We start from the raw sequence: 16,993 nt of genomic DNA on the forward strand, positions 1-16,993 counted from the left end.
CCTCGCGCATCCCATCTTGGCCAGCGATCATCCGATCGCATCAAACAGGCCGGACATATGGATGCAAGCGATCCGATCACCTCAAAAGCTCTTGTGCCACGGGGGCCGTCCACATATGGGTCCCGGCTTTCGCCGGGACGACGCGGTGTTGTTGTGGCGGGCGGCTCATACCCATTGAACAACGCGCGCTCGTCCTCGACCGTCTCGTAGATATAATCCGCCACCGCGCGGATGCGGGCGAGGTCCTTGCTGTCGGCGTGCATCAACAGCCAGAAGGTGCGTGAGATCCGCACCTCGTCCGGCAGCACGGGACGCAATTCCGGATGCGCCGTCGCCATGAAATGCGGCAGCACGGCAATGCCGTACCCGGCGATGGTCGCGTTGAGCTGCGCGATCAGATTGGCGCTGCGGAATTTGGCGGAAATCTTCGGCGAGACCTGCGGCAGATAGTCGAGCTCGGGCGTGAACAGGAGTTCCTCGATATAGCCGACGAAGCGATGCTCCGGCAGGTCGCTCCGCGCGGTGATCTTCGGCGCGCGGTCGAGATAGGCGGGCGCCGCGTAAAGCCCGAGGCTGTAGTCGAGTAATTTGCGCCCGACGATCCTGCCTTCCTTTGGCATCGTCAGGCTGATGGCGATATCGGCCTCGCGCTTCGACAGGCTGAACAATCGCGCGGTCGCCACCAACTGCAGATCGACATCGGGATACCGGTCGGTGAATTTAACCAGGCGCGAGGCCAGGAAGTGGCTGCCGAAGCCGTCGGGCGCGCCGATCCGCACCGTGCCGGTCAGATGCGCGCGCGAGCCGCCGACCGCCTCCTGGTTGGCGACGATGGTCGATTCCATCGCCTCCGCGCTGTCGGCGACGCGCTGGCCGGCTTCGGTCAGGAGGTAGCCGGTCTTGCGGCGGTCGAACAACTTCGCCGAAAGGTGATGCTCCAGCCGGTCGACACGGCGGATCACCGTGGCATGATCGACGCCGAGTTGTTTTGCCGCAGCCGACACCGATCCGCCGCGCACGATGGCGAGCACGAAGCGAAAGTCGTCCCAGTCGATAGCGCCGCCTTGATCCAGCATTTCCGCACATCTATGGTGCAATTTATCGGACTTGAATCCCATAAAATGCGGGTCGATAGGGTTTGTAAAGCGATCTAGGTGCGGATCAGGGGTACGGCCGGGACCAAGGGAGGTTTTCATGCGCTCTATCGGACATTTCATCGGTGGCAAGGAGGTCAAGGGCACCTCGGGCCGGACGGCCGACGTCTTCGAGCCGATGACCGGCGATGTGCAGGCCAAGGTGGCGCTCGCCTCCAAGGCCGAGCTGCGCGCCGCGGTCGAGAATGCCAAGGCGGCGCAGCCCGAATGGGCGGCGACCAACCCGCAGCGGCGCGCCCGCATCATGATGAAGTTCCTGGAACTGGTGCAGCGCGACTACGACAAGCTCGCCGAGCTGCTCGCCCGCGAACACGGCAAGACCGTTCCCGACGCCAAGGGCGACATCCAGCGCGGCCTTGAAGTGGTCGAGTTCGCCTGCGGCATCCCGCATCTGATGAAGGGCGAATATACCGAGGGTGCCGGCCCCGGCATCGACATCTATTCGCTGCGCCAGCCGCTCGGCGTCGTTGCCGGCATCACGCCGTTCAATTTCCCGGCGATGATCCCGATGTGGAAGTTCGCGCCCGCGATCGCCTGCGGCAATGCGTTCATCCTGAAGCCATCCGAACGCGATCCGGGTGTACCGATGATGCTCGCGGAATTGATGATCGAGGCCGGCCTGCCGCCGGGCATCCTCAACGTCGTCAACGGCGACAAGGAAGCGGTCGACGCCATCCTTGACGACCCCGACATCAAGGCGATCGGCTTCGTCGGCTCCTCGCCGATCGCGCAATATATCTATGAGCGCGCGGCCGCGACCGGCAAGCGCTGCCAGTGCTTCGGCGGCGCCAAGAACCACGCCATCGTGATGCCCGACGCCGACATGGACCAGGCGGTCGACGCGCTGATCGGCGCCGGCTACGGCTCGGCCGGCGAGCGCTGCATGGCGGTCTCGGTCGCGGTTCCCGTCGGCAAGACCACCGCCGACCGTCTCATGGAAAAGCTGATCCCGCGCGTGGAAAGCTTGAAGATCGGCACCTCGATCGATCCCTCCGCCGATTACGGCCCGCTGGTGACGCGCGAGGCGGTCGAGAAGGTGAAGGGCTATATCGACATCGGCATCAAGGAAGGCGCGACGCTTGCCGTCGACGGCCGCGGCTTCAAGATGCAGGGCTATGAAAAGGGCTTCTATCTCGGCGGTTCGCTGTTCGACAACGTCACCAAGGACATGCGGATCTACAAGGAAGAGATCTTCGGCCCCGTGCTGTCCGTGGTGCGCGCGCATGATTACAACGAAGCGCTGGCGCTGCCGTCCGATCATGACTACGGCAATGGCGTGGCCATCTTCACGCGCGACGGCGATGCGGCGCGCGATTTCGCCGCCAAGGTGAATGTCGGCATGGTCGGCGTCAACGTGCCGATCCCGGTGCCGATCGCCTATTACACCTTCGGCGGCTGGAAGAAGTCTGGCTTCGGCGACCTCAACCAGCACGGCCCGGATTCGATCCGCTTCTACACCAAGACCAAGACGGTCACCTCGCGCTGGCCGTCGGGCGTCAAGGAAGGTGCGGAGTTCTCGATCCCGACGATGAAGTGACCTCGCGCGAGGCGGGCGCTATGCAGTTCGCTCTGAACGAGGACCAGATAGCCATTCGCGACATGGCGCGGGCGTTTGCGGCGGAGAAGATCGCGCCGCACGCGCTGCGCTGGGACGAGGAGAAGCATTTTCCGGTCGACGTGATGCGCGAGGCGGCGGCCCTCGGCATGGGCGGCATCTACATCAAGGACGATGTCGGCGGCTCAGCGATGACGCGGTTCGACGCGGCGCTGATCTTCGAGGCGCTCGCGACCGGCTGTCCGACAGTGTCGGCTTACATCTCCATCCACAACATGGCGTCCTGGATGATCGATGCCTTCGGCAACGACGCGCAGCGCCAGAAGTGGCTGCCAAAGCTCTGCACCATGGAGCTGTTGGCGAGCTATTGCCTGACCGAGCCGGGCTCGGGTTCGGACGCCGCGGCGCTGCGTACCCGCGCGGTGCGCGACGGCGATCATTATGTGCTGAACGGCCAGAAGCAGTTCATCTCGGGCGCCGGCGGCGGCGATCTCTATGTGGTGATGGTCCGCACCGGCGGCGATGGTCCCGGCGGCATCTCGACATTGGTCATTCCCGCCGACACGTCCGGCCTCTCGCTCGGCGCCAATGAGCGCAAGATGGGCTGGAATGCGCAGCCGACCCGCGCGGTGATCTTCGAGAACGCGCGCGTGCCGGTCGAGAACCGGCTCGGCGAGGAGGGCATCGGCTTCAAGATCGCGATGGCCGGGCTCGACGGCGGCCGGCTCAACATCGCCGCGTGTTCGCTCGGCGGCGCGCAGAGTGCGCTCGACAAGGCGCTCGCCTATATGAAGGACCGCAAGGCGTTCGGAAAGCGGCTCGATGAATTCCAGGCGCTGCAGTTCCGCGTCGCCGACATGGCGACTGAGCTGGAGGCCGCGCGCACCTTCCTCTGGCGCGCCGCCGCCGCGCTCGACCGTAGGGATCCCGAGGCGACCAAGCTTTGCGCGATGGCAAAGCGCTTCGGCACCGATGTCGGTTTTGAAGTCGCCAACCAGGCGCTGCAGCTCCACGGAGGCTACGGTTACCTCAGCGAATATGGCGTCGAGAAAATCGTGCGCGATTTGCGCGTGCACCAGATCCTGGAAGGAACCAACGAGATCATGCGGCTGATCGTGGCGCGGAAGTTGATTGAGGGAGCGCGATGACGGCTGCCGTGCAGGATGAAGGCGACCTGATCGTTCGCCGCGAAGGGGCGGCGGGCGTGATCCGCCTCAACCGTCCCAAGGCGATCAATGCCATGACGCTGGAGATGTCTGAGGGCATCGACGCGGCGCTGGACCAGTTCGAGGCCGATCCTGCTGTTGCCGTCGTGCTGCTGGAAGGCGCCGGCGAACGCGGCCTCTGCGCTGGAGGCGACATCCGCGGGCTCTATGAGAGCTCCAAGGCGGGAGGCGATCTCGGCAAGCGGTTCTGGCACCAGGAATACATCATGAACGCGCGGATCGCGAAATATCCGAAGCCATACGTGGCGTTCATGGATGGTTTGGTGATGGGCGGCGGCGTCGGCCTGTCCGGCCACGGTTCGCACCGTGTCGTCACCGAGCGCACGAAACTGGCGATGCCCGAAGTGGGCCTCGGCTTTTTTCCTGACGTCGGCGGCACTTGGCTGTTGTCGCGTTCACCGGGCGAAGTCGGCGCTTACTTTGGCCTGACCGGGCAGACCATGAACGGGCCCGATGCGATCTATGCGAAATTCGCCGACGCCGAGGTGCCGTCGTCGAAATTGCCCGAATTGCGCGCGGCGCTGACGAAGGTCGGCGCCGGTGTGACACACGCCGAGGTCAGGAAACTGATCGACGGCCTTGCGACCGGAGAGACATCGGGTCCCGCAGCGGCGATGCAGCCCAGGATCGATTCCTGGTTTGCGCATGATCGCATGGCAGACATCATCGCATCGCTGCAGCGCGACGGCTCGGAGTTCGCGCTGTCGACGTTGAAGGTGCTGAACGAGAAGTCGCCGCGCGGCATGGTGGTGACGCTGAAGCTGTTGCGGCTGGCACGCACGTCGTCCTCGCTGGAGGAATGCCTGGTGCGGGAATATCGCGCCGCGCTCGCGGTGTTCGCCAGCGACGATTTTCGCGAGGGCGTGCGCGCCGCCGTGATCGACAAGGACCGCAATCCGAAATGGTCGCCGCCGCGGGTCGAGGACGTGACCGCGGAGATGCTGGCGCCATACTTCGCCGAGATCGGCGCCGACGAATTGATATTCGAAAAATAGAAGACAGGACGGGGAGGACATCGAGATGGCAACGATCGCATTCATTGGTCTCGGCAACATGGGCGGCCCGATGGCTGCCAACCTGGTGAAGGCCGGCCACAAAGTGGTGGCCTTCGACCTAGTCGCGGCGTCGCGCAATCAGGCCCAGAGCGATGGTGCTGCGATTGCGGAAAGCAGCGCGGCCGCGGTGAAGGGCGCCGACATCGTCATCACCATGCTGCCGGCCGGCAAGCACGTGCTGTCGGTGTGGAACGAGGTCCTGCCTGCGGTGACCAAGGGGGCGCTTATCATCGACAGCTCGACCATTGATGTCGAAAGCGCGAGACAGGCGCATGCGCTTGCGGCCAAGCATGGCGTCTTGTCGGTGGATGCACCGGTCTCCGGCGGCACCGGCGGTGCCAAGGCGGCGACGCTCACCTTCATGTGCGGCGGCGAGGAGAAGGCGTTCGCCGCGGCCAAGCCCGTGCTCGAGAACATGGGCAAGAAGATCGTGCATTGTGGCGGCCCCGGCGCAGGGCAGGCGGCCAAGATCTGCAACAACATGATCCTCGGCATTTCCATGATCGGCGTCGGCGAAGCGTTTGTGCTGGCGGAGAAGCTCGGGCTCTCGCATCAGGCGCTGTTCGACGTCGCCTCGACCTCGTCAGGCCAGTGCTGGGCGATTACGAGCTATTGCCCGGTGCCGGGCCCGGTTCCGACCTCGCCCGCCAACAACGACTACAAGCCCGGCTTCGCCGCGAACCTGATGGTGAAGGATCTGACGCTCGCGCAGGACGCCGCCAACACCGCCGGTGCGGTCACGCCGCTCGGCAAGCATGCCCAGGAAATCTATAAGGCGTTCGATGCCTCTGGTAACGGCGGGGTCGACTTTTCCGGAATTATCCAGCACGTTAGGGCGCTCGCCGGAAAATAACTTTGCTCGTAGCCCGGATGGAGCGAAGCGAAATCCGGGACAGCTTCGTCTCCTGGCGCGGCCGGCCCCGGATTGCGCTTCGCTCCATCCGGGCTACGGTCTAGCGACCACGAGGGCGCGGAGGGAATGACCTGATGACGACCTTTCAGGAAGCGCGCGCGTTTCTGCTTCAGCACCGCACAGACTATGAGACCGCGGTAAAGAGCTTCCGCTGGCCCGATCCGGTGCCCTTCAACTGGGCGCTGGATTGGTTCGATGCGGAGCTCGCGCAAAATCCTGACAGCCGCGACCGCGCGGCGTTGTGGATCGTCGATGCCGGCAGCGACCGTGAGACGAAGCTCTCCTTCGCCACGCTGTCGCGCCGCTCCAATCAGGTTGCGAATTTCCTGCGCGCGCAAGGATTGAAGCGCGGCGATCATCTGCTGCTTCTGCTCGGCAATGTCGTGCCGCTGTGGGAGACCATGCTGGCCGCGATGAAGCTCGACGTCGTCGTGATCCCTGCGACCACGCTGCTGACGTCAGACGAATTGCGCGACCGGCTCGACCGCGGCAAGGCGAGGGCGGTGGTCGCCACGCAGGACCATGTCGGAAAATTTGCCGCCCTCGGCAGCGAAAAGCTCGTGCGCATCGTGGTCGGTGCGACGTCGCAGCAAAACGGGTGGCTGCCGTTCGAGCGGGCGGCGGATGCGTCGGAAACCTTCACGCCTGACGGACCGACCAAGGCCGACGATCCGATGCTGCTCTATTTCACTTCGGGCACCACGGCCAAGCCAAAGCTGGTGCGGCACAGCCAGCGCAGCTATCCGGTCGGTCATCTCTCGACCATGTACTGGATCGGCCTGCAGCCGGGCGACGTGCATCTCAATATCTCTTCGCCAGGCTGGGCCAAGCACGCCTGGAGCTGCTTCTTCGCGCCCTGGAATGCCGGCGCCACCGTGTTCGTGGTCAACCAGCCGCGCTTCGACGCCAAGTCGCTGCTTTCAACCATCGGCCGCTGCGGCGTCACTACGCTCTGCGCGCCGCCGACCGTGTGGCGCCTGTTCATCCAGGAGAAGCTGTCGAGCTTCAAGGTGTCGCTCCGCGAAGTCTGCGGCGCCGGCGAGCCGCTCAATCCGGAAGTGATCGATCAGGTGCAGGCGGCCTGGGGCCTGACCATTCGCGACGGCTATGGGCAGACCGAGACCACTGCGCTGGCCGGCAACTCGCCGGGCCAGAAGGTCAAGATCGGCTCGATGGGCCGGCCGCTGCCCGGCTATCGCGTCGAGATCACCGATCTCGACGGCAATCCGACCCGGGAAGGCGAGGTCTCGCTGGTACTCGGTGCCGACAGGCCCGCCGGCCTGATGCAGGGCTATCAGGGCGATGATGGCAAGCTCTCGGGGGCCGACGGCGCGATCTATCGTAGCGGCGATGTCGTGTTCAGCGACGAGGAGGGCTATTTGACCTTCGTCGGCCGCACCGACGATGTGTTCAAGTCATCCGATTACCGCATCAGCCCGTTCGAACTCGAGAGCGTCCTGCTCGAGCATGAGGCGGTCGCGGAGGCCGCCGTCGTGCCGAGCCCCGATCCAATTCGGCTCGCGATCCCGAAGGCCTATGTGCTGCTGGCCGCAGGCGTCGAGCGCACGCCGGAGACGGCGCTGTCGATCTTTGGGCATCTGCACACGCGCCTCGCGCCGTTCAAGCGCATCCGCAAGATCGAGCTCGTCACCGAGCTGCCCAAGACCATCTCCGGAAAAATCCGCCGCGTGCAGTTGCGCCGGCTCGAACATGAGGATAATCGCGAGGACAGTTTGCGTGGCGTCGAGTTCCGCGAGGAAGAATTCCCGGAGCTGCAGCGGGTGCGCAATCCGGGATCGGAGAATTAGCGAATGAACGAAGTCTGGACGAAGCCGCCCGTGTCGCTGGAAACGTATCAGGGCATGGTCGGCAAAGAGATCGGCGTGTCCGCCTGGCACCTAATCGATCAGCAGCGGATCGACACCTATGCGGACGTGATCGAAGATCACCAGTTCATCCATGTCGATCCCGAGCGCGCGAAGGAAACCGCGTTCGGCACCACGATCGCGCACGGTTTCCTGACGATGTCGCTGCTCAGCATCATGTCGTATCAGGTGATGCCGGTGATCCAGGGCACGACGATGGGCGTCAACTACGGCTTCGACAAGCTGCGCTTCATCTCGCCGGTGCGCTCCGGCAAGCGCGTCCGAGGCCGTTTCGTGCTTGCCGAGGCCAAGCTGCGCAAGCCGACCGAGCTGGCGTCGCGCACCAATGTCACCGTCGAGATCGAGGGCGAAGAGAAGCCGGCGCTGGTCGCCGACTGGCTCGCCCTGATCTACTTCGCCTAGAACTCCGGCCGTCATGGCCGGGCTTGACCCGGCCATCCATCGCTGCTCAAAACGCTCTGATTTTTGATGGATGCCCGGGTCAAGCCCGGGCATGACAAACCGGGAACACACTTCATGACAATCAGGTTTGACGGACGCGTCGCCATCGTCACCGGCGCCGGCAATGGTCTCGGACGGGCGCACGCGCTGGGGCTCGCGAGCCGCGGCGCCAAGGTCGTCGTCAACGATTTCGGCGGCGCGCGCGACGGCACCGGCGCCTCGCTGTCGCCGGCGGAGACCGTGGTCGAGGAAATCCGGAAAGCCGGCGGCACCGCGATGGCCGATGGCGCCGACGTCTCGAATTTCGAGCAAGTCACGGCGATGATCGAGCGCGCGACCAAGGAGTGGGGCAGCGTCGACCTGCTTTGCGCCAATGCCGGCATCCTGCGCGACAAGTCGTTCGGCAAGCTCGAGGTCGCGGACTTCCAGAAGGTGCTGGACGTCCATCTCGTCGGCACCTTCTATTGCTGCAAGGCGGCGTGGGCCGGCATGCGCGACCGCAACTACGGCCGCATCGTGCTGACCACCTCGTCCTCGGGTCTGTTCGGCAATTTCGGCCAGGCCAATTACGGCGCCGCCAAGGCCGGCATGGTCGGGCTGATGAACGTGCTCGCCGAGGAAGGCCGCAAGAACAACATCCGCGTCAACACGATTTCGCCGACGGCCGCGACCCGCATGACCGAAGAGCTGCTGCCGCCGCAGGCGCTCGCGCTGATGAAGCCGGAAGCGATCACGCCGGCAGTGGAATATATGCTGAGCGAGGACGCGCCGACCCGCACCATCATGGGCGCCGGCGCCGGCTCGTTTGCAGTGATCAAGATCCTGGAGACCGAAGGCATCAACCTGCCGTCCTCCGAATGGACGCCCGACGCCATCGCCGCGCACTTCGCTGAGATCAGCGACATGTCGAAGGCTAGGGCGTTGCAGGGCGCATTCGAGCAGACGCAGAAATATGTCGCCCAGGCGGCGGCAAGAGCAGGGATCAAGCTCTGACGATGCCGATCGCCGTCGTCGGCGCCGGCCCGGCCGGCCTGATGGCGGCCGAGGTGTTGGCGCAGGCCGGCGCGCTGGTTGCGATCTACGACGCGATGCCGTCGGCGGGACGCAAATTCCTGATGGCCGGCCGCGGCGGGCTCAATCTCACCCACAGCGAGCCGCTGCCAAAATTCCTCGCGCGCTATCGCGAGGCAATGCCGCATCTTAAGGCCGCCATCGAAACGTTCCCGCCGCAAGCGTTGCGCGACTGGAGCGAGGCGCTGGGTCAGCCGACCTTCGTCGGCTCCAGCGGCCGGGTGTTCCCGAAAACGTTCAAGGCCTCGCCGTTGCTGCGCGCCTGGCTGCGCCGGCTCGACGGCGCCGGCGTCCGGCTGCTGCTCCGGCATCGCTGGACCGGGTGGGACAATGACGGCCGCCTGCTGTTTCAAACGCCGGAAGGAGCGCGCGCCGTTGAAGCCCGCGCCACCATCCTGGCGCTCGGCGGCGCGAGCCGGCCGCGGCTTGGATCTGACGGATCCTGGGTGGATGTGCTCGCGGCGAGAGGCGTAAAAGTCTCGCCGCTACGGCCGGCCAATTCCGGCTTCGCCGTCGCCTGGTCGGATATCTTCCGCGATCGCTTCGAGGGCCAGCCGCTCAAAGGCGTCGCGCTGAACTTCGGCAGCCAGCAAGTGCGCGGCGAAGCCATCATCACCCGCACCGGCATCGAGGGTGGGGCCATCTATGCGCTATCGGCCGATCTGCGCGAGACGATCCTCCGCGACGGCGAGGCAACGCTCCATATCGCTTTGCGGCCCGATCTCGGGATCGACGAGCTCGCCACGAAGCTATCGATGCCGAAAGGCAAGCAATCCTTCTCGAACTTCCTGCGCAAAGCTCTGAATCTCGCGCCCATCGCCATCGGCCTGTTGCAGGAAGCGGCAAAAACCTCAGGCTTGTCTCTGCCGTCGCAGTCTCCCGCCGATCTCGCTCGCCTCGTCAACGCCGTGCCGTTGCGTCTTGCCGGCACAGCACCGATCGCCCGCGCGATCTCCGCCGCCGGCGGCATCGCATTCGACGAACTCGACGCCAACTTCATGCTTCGCCGCTTGCCCGACGTCTTCGCCGCCGGCGAGATGCTCGACTGGGAAGCCCCGACCGGCGGCTATCTATTGCAGGCGTCGTTTGCGACCGGTGTCGCCGCGGGGCAGGGCGTGCTGAAGTGGCTCGACGCGTAGGGTGGGCAAAGCGAAGCGTGCCCACCTTCTCTTGTACCGACCGTGAATGGTGGGCACGCTACGCTTTGCCCACCCTACAAGGCTAACTACAAGGCTAACGCTTCACGGATGGCTATGTGCCGTTTGTCCGGCGGCAAATCCTCAACAGCCGGCATATATCGCTCGATATAAAATGAAAGAAAATCTTTCAGCTTCGCATATTCCAATTCAGGGTCGTCTTGCATCCCAACCATCCGTCACTGCCCGCGAGCCCTAGGCGCCGGCTGGTCAACTATGGTCCGGTGAAAACCGGTTCTACCGTGAGAACTTTTAGTTTCCGGTCTTCGTCCAACTGAATTTTTATCGATGCGTCCTTCTGGATCAGAAATCCACCGCCCCAAATGAAATGTATCATCGCATAGACTTCATTGATGTCCTTGATATAGCTATGTTCAATCCTATTCTCCGTGAAATATCTGTCTATTTCCGAAAGTGGTGTTTCGCGGGGCAAATCTATCGTCACCCTCTCGGTGATCTGTTTGAGAGTGAGCCAGTTGTTGAGCCTGTCTGCACGCAAGAACACAACCAGCCCCCAAATGGTACATATGAAAAATATCAATCCGACCGCGGCAACAACTGGTTGGCTGGCTGCAGCGAGCAATCTCTTCATGAGTATGTCTTCGGGATGATTGCTGAACGAGCGTCTTTTTGAAAATACTACCGAGAATTGTATATCTCTTTCGTCCCGCTTAAACAACACCGTCGCTTCAGTACCGCAATGTGTCCCGATCCGGGGGGCGCCTCGGATTGTGAGTACACACCCTAGTTTTCAGTCGGCTTAGCTCAACAGGTAGAGCGCCCGCATCGTAGGTGGGCGGTTGTTGGTCCAACTCCGGCAGCCGGCTCCAAATCAATGCGGGCTGGAGCAGGGGTAACTCGCGAGCTCATAACCGTGAGATCGCCGGTTCGCGGACCCTTGAGGCGGCCCGCGTGGTTCGTCGTGGTCCTTCTGGCTCTGATCTTTATTACGACGCTCTCGAAGAGCTAGCCCACGCTAGTTGCACATAGCCTCGCAATCGCAGCCGAAGGCGCTGTATGACGTCCAGATTTCTTGCGCAGCGCGGCACAGTTTTAACTGCCATCAGTTCGACGGTTGTGCTCTCCTTGGCAGCGCGACCTCTCGCTGACCACTCAGCCCCCAGCCCCGGTCGGCGGAGAGGAAGCGCGCCCCGGCGTTGATCCCACGATCGCGCCGGGGCACGATCGCGCTGGTCGCCTTGGTCGTGAGTTGAGCTGGAGTGGCAGCCATGGTGCAGAACCTCGTAGCCGGATTGGTCGTGGTGGCTTTGATTGTCATGGGCGTGCTTGCCTACGCCCAGAAACATGAAGGGTGCTTGCACGGGCACTCGCTTCAAACCTTCAAGCCCTGTGGATCAGTCAGCGCTGAAATGTAGCGCTGGCCGTGATGCTACGAATGCTTGTCGATTAGCACGAGCCACTTTGCTCGATTGAGAGAGAAAACGACGCCCGCCTACAATGCGGGCGTTCGGATAGCTCATCAGGGCCGACGCCTAAATCCCATTCGGCGTGCAGGCCATCAGCAGCTTGGCCGATTCGAGAAGCTGATGTTGGCTTGAGCCTTTGATTATCCGGCTTAGGTTCGGCAGCACAAAGACGATTTCGTCATCGTCTTGCATGGCATAGTGATTATCGTGCTCTTCTTCGGTGATGATGACGGCACGCCTCAGTGCCATGCCGGTTTCTCGATTAATCAGTTCTGTAGCCTCAGCCACGGCCTGTTTCGTCGGAATGTTGCTGTCGGGGGGGGGCCGGTCCAATATGTGTCCACGGTTGTTCCACACCTCAACGATCACTCTCGGAAGGTCGGTGTCGGGGTAGGAAAGAGTTGGCTGTGTGATGTCTCTATCTTCCGTGCCCCGAGCTGTCTTCACTTTCCTGATGATGGCCACGGTCAATTCCTCCCTAATGAAAAGCATTTTGCAGTAGGGCGCTACGCAGTCGTAGCAATTTATGCCTGCAAGCTAGCGTTGTACATGCGCCAGATTAGCGCGTGAACTAGACAGCGCCTCTGCCATATAGGCGCTGCAGTCGACCGGATGTTCTCCATCGGCTTTTCGTCGCAGACACGCGGAGTGCTGGTTCGTGAGTTGAGGTCGACCAGCGTATCCTGACAGATTCAGGCAAAGATCCAGCTAGCGCAGCTTGCCGCGCGCGGCGACCGGCAGTGTGCCGATGATCTCCTCGCCGCGCACCATTACCACTTCGTCCATCATGTTGACGACGACGCAGACGTGATTGGGCACGATGCGGACGACGTCGCCGACATTGGGCCGCGTGTTGCTGCGGGAGAGATCGAGAAAGCCGTGCTCCTCGGCAAAGCGCGCGATCTTGGCCTCGGGATGTTCGAGGATCAGCCCGTGGCCTTCGAGCCCGCCGGTGTCCGTGGTCAGCGTCTTCGAGCCGGCATCGAGGATGCCGCGATCGGTAGCGGCGCGGCTCACCACCGTCGAATAGATGTGCAGCGCGCAGTCGTCCCAGGTGGCGACGCCGGCGGCGACCTGCATGCGGTCGTTGTAGATGTAGGTGCCGAAGCGATGCTCGGTCGCGCCTTTCAGCTTGCCGAGATTCTTCAGGTTCGGCGTGCCGCCGGTGGACACGATGGCCGCGTCAAGGCCGTGCGCGCGCACGCCGGCTAGCGCCTCGTCGAAGAACTTCTGCGCATCCGCCCAGCCGGTTTCGGTCGGATACAGCATGAAGCCGGCAAATTGCAGCCCCTTGCTGCCGGCGATCTCCCGCGCCAACGCGACCGCCTCAGTCGGCGTCTCGACGCCGGCGCGCTTGCGTCCGGTGTCGCATTCGACCACGACTGACAGCGTGCGGCCCGAGGCAGCCGCGGCCTTCGGGAGGTCGGCGACAACAACCGAATTGTCGGCCGCCACGGTGACGTTTGCCTTGCCCTGCAGCGCGCCGAGCCGCGCCATTTTCTCGTCGCCGAGCAAATTGTAGCTGATCAGGATGTCGGAGATCCCGGCATCCGCCATGATCTCGGCCTCGCCGAGCTTCTGGCAGGTGATGCCCTTGGCGCCGGCCGCGATCTGCATCTGCGCCAGCATCGGGTTCTTGTGCGTCTTGATGTGCGGACGATGCGCCACGCCCGCGGCATCGCACGCCGCCTGGATGCGCGCGATGTTGCGCTCGACGCGGTCCATGTCGATCACGGCGCAGGGCGTGCCATATTCACGGGCGATCTTTGCGGCGAGGGGAGAGGTCATGGATTATGCCTGTTCAATTTCTTCGCGCAAGACTTCGAGCTCGAGCCAACGGTCTTCCGCTGCGGAAAGCTCCTGCTGCGCCTTGGCGATCGCGGCGGAGGCGTCGTCGAATGTCTTGCGATCCTTCGCGTAGAGGTTCGGATCGTCAAGCAGCTTCTGCTGCTTTGCGATCTCCGCGTGCAATCTCTCGATCGTCTTCGGCAGCGTCTCCAGCGCGTGCTTTTCGTTGAAACTCAGCCGCCTTTTTGGTGCGGCCGTCGGCGCCGCAGCCTTCGCTTCCTTTTTCTCCTCGACAACCGCCGTCTTCACCGCCTCGCGCTTCAAATCCGCGCCGCGCTGCGCCAGCATGTCGGTGTAGCCGCCCGCATATTCGATCCAGCGTCCGTCGCCCTCGGGCACGATCACCGACGTCACCACGCGATCGAGGAAATCGCGATCGTGGCTGATCAGGATCACCGTGCCCTCGTAATCGCCGAGCATCTCCTCGAGCACGTCGAGGGTGTCGAGATCGAGGTCGTTGGTCGGTTCGTCCAGCACCAGGAGGTTCGAGGGTTTTGCAAGCGCGCGCGCCAGCATCAGCCGGCCGCGCTCGCCACCGGACAGAACCTCCAGCGGCGTGCGGATCTGCTCCTGCGAGAACAGGAAATCCTTCATGTAGCTGACAACATGTTTCGGCTTGCCGCCGACCATCACATGGTCGCCACGGCCGCCGGTCAGGGCTTCCGACAGCGTCGATTTCGGGTCGAGGCTTTCGCGATGCTGGTCCAGCGTCGCCATCTCCAGGTTGACGCCGAGCCGCACACTGCCGCTGTCGGGCGCGTCCGCGCCGGTCAACAGGTTGACCAGCGTGGTCTTGCCGGCGCCGTTCGGGCCGACCACGCCGATGCGGTCGCCGCGCTGGATGCGGATCGAGAAATCCTCCACGATCCTGCGGTCACCGAATGCCTTGGCGATGTTCTTCGCCTCGATCACCAGCCGTCCGGATTTCTCTGCCTCCGCAGCAGCGAGATTGGCGCTGCCCGCAGTGCCGCGATAATTCCGCCGCTGCGAACGCAGCGCATGCAGATTGGCAAGCCGCTTGACGTTGCGCTTGCGCCGTCCCGAGACGCCGTAGCGCAGCCAGTGCTCCTCGTTGACGATCTTGCGGTCGAGCTTGTGCTGATCGCGCTCTTCTTCCGCCAGCACCTCGTCGCGCCAGGCCTCGAACGCACCGAAGCCGCGGTCGATCTGCCGGATCTCGCCGCGGTCGAGCCAGGCGGTCGCGCGCGACAGATTGGTGAGGAAGCGGCGGTCGTGGCTGATCAGGACCAGCGCGCTGCGCCGGCTCTGCAATTCGCTCTCCAGCCATTCGATGGTCGGCAGATCGAGATGGTTGGTCGGCTCGTCCAGCAGCAGAATGTCGGGCGAGGGCGCCAGCACCCGCGCCAGCGCTGCGCGGCGTGCTTCGCCGCCGGAGAGATGGGCGGGATCTTCGTCGCCGTGCAGTCCGAGCTGCTCGATCAGATAACGCGCCTGATAATGGTCATCGCCCGGCCCGAGCCCGGCTTCCACATAGGCGAGCGTGGTGGCGTGATCGCCAAAATCCGGCTCCTGCGGCAGATAGCGGATGGTCGCGCCCGGCTGCACGAAACGGCTGCCGGCGTCAGGCTCGACAAGTCCGGCCGCGATCTTGAGCAGGGTCGATTTGCCGGAGCCGTTGCGCCCGATCAGGCACACGCGCTCTTCGGCCGAGACCGACAGCTCGACGCCCGTCAATAGCGGCGTGCCGCCGAACGTCAGCCTGATATCCTTGAGCTGGATGAGAGGAGGCGCCATCAGCCTTGTCCTGGTGCGGTCTGCTCAGTGCGGCGGCGCTGGATGCGGCGGATCGCGGTGTCGAGCGCCGAGAGGAATGCCGAGCGGTCGCGCGGCGAGAATGATCGTGGCCCGCCGGTGACCTCGCCCGACGAGCGCAGGTCGGTCATCAAATTGCGCATCGCCAGCGTCATGCCGATCGATTGCTCCGTGAACGGTTTGCCGTTCGGAGCAATCACGTCCGCGCCCGCCTTCACGCAGCGGCTTGCCAGCGGAATGTCGGCGGTGATGACGATGTCGCCATCTCCGGCGCGCTCGGCGATCCAGTTATCAGCAGCATCCATGCCGGAACCGGCGGCGACGCGTTCGATCAGCGGGTCCTGCGGCACACGGATGAAATTGCCCGCGACCACGCTGACGGGCAGCCCGTGGCGGAGCGCGACACGATAGATCTCGTCCTTCACCGGACAGGCGTCGGCATCGACATAGATGCGGGTGGGGTTTTCAGTTGGCATCACGGCTTGGCGGCTCATTCGTGGGCCGCATGTAACCCATCGGGCGGAAAATTGCGAGGCCGCGCGCAGGCTTGCCACGGACGGTTGATGGCGTACGATCCTGTCAGAAAACAACCGAAAATAAGGGGAACCCCATGAGCAATCCTCAAACCCACCGCGTCTCGGCCTATAACACCTCGAAAGAGTCCGAGAACAAGATCCATGACGACACGGTAGCGCGGCGGTACGGCTTCTCGGGCGGGCTGGTCCCCGGCGTCGACGTGATGGCCTATATGATGCACCTGCCGGTTGCGAAATGGGGCCGCGAATTCCTCGAGCGCGGCTTGATTGACGCGCGTTTCGTTAAGCCGGTCTATGACGGCGAACAGGCCGAGGTGAGGGGCGAGGAGCGCGACGGCGCGCTGGCGATCGAGGTGTTCAGCCGCGGACAGCTTTGCGCCACCGGCAGCGCGTCGCTACCGACTGCGGCGCCCGCTGTTTCGATCAAGGATTACACCGAGGTCCCCGCGGTCGCCGAGCGCAAGCCGGTGAACGTATCATCCTACGAAGTCGGCAAATGGCTCGGCACCCGCCCGTACGTCTGGGCCGGGGACGCCGGGACGGGATATCTCGCCGATATCAGGGAGACGGACACGATCTACACGCGCGAAAATCTCGGCCATCCCGGCATGCTGCAGAAAGTGATGAACAAGTTGCTCGTCGACAACGCCATCCTCGGCCCCTGGATTCACGTCGGCAGCCGGATGCAGCTCCTCTCGGCCGCGAAGACCGGCGACGAGCTGACGGCCCGCGCGCGCGTCACCGCCAATTACGACAAGAAGGGCCACCGCTTCGTCGAACTCGACGCGATCGTGGTCGCCAACGGCACCACGCCGCTCGCGCATTGCTGGCACATCGCGATCTACCAGCCACGCGAGCAAGCCGCGGCGTAGCCTCTTCGCCTCTCTCTACGGGAGATCCGTAGCCCGGGTG

At 63.7% G+C, this 16,993-nt stretch carries 16 protein-coding genes, 1 tRNA gene and 1 pseudogene; 10 read left to right on the plus strand and 8 right to left on the minus strand.

The annotated features are described in order from the left end of the window. Positions 1-167 precede the first annotated feature (167 nt). A pseudogene (locus tag ACZYOF_RS25580) lies at positions 168-1,076 on the minus strand (LysR family transcriptional regulator); the annotation flags it as partial. Between the two features lie 118 nt (positions 1,077-1,194). Between ACZYOF_RS25580 and ACZYOF_RS25585 the strand changes: the two are divergent. The 8 genes from ACZYOF_RS25585 to ACZYOF_RS25620 all read left to right on the plus strand — a co-directional run bounded on the left by ACZYOF_RS25585 (position 1,195) and on the right by ACZYOF_RS25620 (position 10,440). Next, a complete protein-coding gene (locus ACZYOF_RS25585; protein ID WP_282531837.1) occupies positions 1,195-2,691 on the plus strand; it encodes a CoA-acylating methylmalonate-semialdehyde dehydrogenase in 1,497 nt (498 codons plus the stop codon). Between the two features lie 20 nt (positions 2,692-2,711). Further along, complete coding sequence (locus ACZYOF_RS25590) at positions 2,712-3,857, plus strand: isobutyryl-CoA dehydrogenase (protein WP_130582774.1); 1,146 nt, start codon at positions 2,712-2,714, stop codon at positions 3,855-3,857. Then, positions 3,854-4,930: an enoyl-CoA hydratase/isomerase family protein gene (locus tag ACZYOF_RS25595; RefSeq protein ID WP_282531839.1), complete on the plus strand. Its 1,077-nt coding sequence runs from the start codon at positions 3,854-3,856 to the stop codon at positions 4,928-4,930. Before ACZYOF_RS25590 ends, ACZYOF_RS25595 begins: the two co-directional genes overlap by 4 nt. A 25-nt stretch (positions 4,931-4,955) precedes the next feature. Further along, positions 4,956-5,843, plus strand: coding sequence for a 3-hydroxyisobutyrate dehydrogenase (mmsB, locus tag ACZYOF_RS25600; protein WP_463717512.1), 888 nt, complete (start codon positions 4,956-4,958; stop codon positions 5,841-5,843). Between the two features lie 134 nt (positions 5,844-5,977). Next, on the plus strand, positions 5,978-7,711 hold the full coding sequence (locus tag ACZYOF_RS25605) for an AMP-binding protein (protein ID WP_463717513.1): 1,734 nt from the start codon (positions 5,978-5,980) through the stop codon (positions 7,709-7,711). Between the two features lie 3 nt (positions 7,712-7,714). Then, positions 7,715-8,191 (plus strand): MaoC family dehydratase, encoded by a 477-nt coding sequence (locus ACZYOF_RS25610; protein WP_394566468.1) that lies wholly within the window; start codon positions 7,715-7,717, stop codon positions 8,189-8,191. Between the two features lie 114 nt (positions 8,192-8,305). Further along, positions 8,306-9,223 carry an SDR family NAD(P)-dependent oxidoreductase gene (locus ACZYOF_RS25615; protein WP_463717514.1) on the plus strand — a complete coding sequence of 306 codons (918 nt, stop codon included), beginning with the start codon at positions 8,306-8,308 and terminating at the stop codon, positions 9,221-9,223. A 2-nt stretch (positions 9,224-9,225) separates the two neighbouring features. Continuing rightward, a complete protein-coding gene (locus tag ACZYOF_RS25620; protein WP_463717515.1) occupies positions 9,226-10,440 on the plus strand; it encodes a BaiN/RdsA family NAD(P)/FAD-dependent oxidoreductase in 1,215 nt (404 codons plus the stop codon). An 86-nt stretch (positions 10,441-10,526) separates the two neighbouring features. Here the strand turns inward: ACZYOF_RS25620 and ACZYOF_RS25625 are convergent, their stop codons facing one another. Beyond that, positions 10,527-10,664, minus strand: a complete 138-nt coding sequence (locus ACZYOF_RS25625; RefSeq protein WP_463717516.1) for a hypothetical protein — start codon at positions 10,662-10,664, stop codon at positions 10,527-10,529. A gap of 47 nt (positions 10,665-10,711) precedes the next feature. Then, positions 10,712-11,089 carry a hypothetical protein gene (locus tag ACZYOF_RS25630; RefSeq protein ID WP_463717517.1) on the minus strand — a complete coding sequence of 126 codons (378 nt, stop codon included), beginning with the start codon at positions 11,087-11,089 and terminating at the stop codon, positions 10,712-10,714. A 162-nt stretch (positions 11,090-11,251) separates the two neighbouring features. Between ACZYOF_RS25630 and ACZYOF_RS25635 the strand changes: the two genes are divergently transcribed. Beyond that, positions 11,252-11,327: transfer RNA gene (locus tag ACZYOF_RS25635), tRNA-Thr, on the plus strand. 233 nt (positions 11,328-11,560) lie between these two features. Here ACZYOF_RS25635 and ACZYOF_RS25640 read toward each other — a convergent pair. From ACZYOF_RS25640 to ACZYOF_RS25660, 5 genes are all read right to left on the minus strand, one after another. After that, positions 11,561-11,776: a hypothetical protein gene (locus ACZYOF_RS25640; RefSeq protein ID WP_463717518.1), complete on the minus strand. Its 216-nt coding sequence runs from the start codon at positions 11,774-11,776 to the stop codon at positions 11,561-11,563. 214 nt (positions 11,777-11,990) lie between these two features. Next, a complete protein-coding gene (locus ACZYOF_RS25645) occupies positions 11,991-12,389 on the minus strand; it encodes a hypothetical protein (protein WP_463717519.1) in 399 nt (132 codons plus the stop codon). A 243-nt stretch (positions 12,390-12,632) separates the two neighbouring features. Then, complete coding sequence (locus ACZYOF_RS25650) at positions 12,633-13,712, minus strand: D-TA family PLP-dependent enzyme (RefSeq protein ID WP_282531844.1); 1,080 nt, start codon at positions 13,710-13,712, stop codon at positions 12,633-12,635. 3 nt (positions 13,713-13,715) lie between these two features. Next, positions 13,716-15,527, minus strand: a complete 1,812-nt coding sequence (locus ACZYOF_RS25655) for an ABC-F family ATP-binding cassette domain-containing protein (protein WP_463717520.1) — start codon at positions 15,525-15,527, stop codon at positions 13,716-13,718. Further along, positions 15,527-16,039 carry a YaiI/YqxD family protein gene (locus ACZYOF_RS25660; RefSeq protein WP_463717521.1) on the minus strand — a complete coding sequence of 171 codons (513 nt, stop codon included), beginning with the start codon at positions 16,037-16,039 and terminating at the stop codon, positions 15,527-15,529. Before ACZYOF_RS25660 ends, ACZYOF_RS25655 begins: the two co-directional genes overlap by 1 nt. A 116-nt stretch (positions 16,040-16,155) precedes the next feature. Between ACZYOF_RS25660 and ACZYOF_RS25665 the strand changes: the two genes are divergently transcribed. After that, complete coding sequence (locus tag ACZYOF_RS25665; RefSeq protein ID WP_463717522.1) at positions 16,156-16,953, plus strand: hypothetical protein; 798 nt, start codon at positions 16,156-16,158, stop codon at positions 16,951-16,953. Positions 16,954-16,993: the final 40 nt, after the last annotated feature.

The organism is Bradyrhizobium sp. LeoA1Lang (assembly GCF_055413685.1).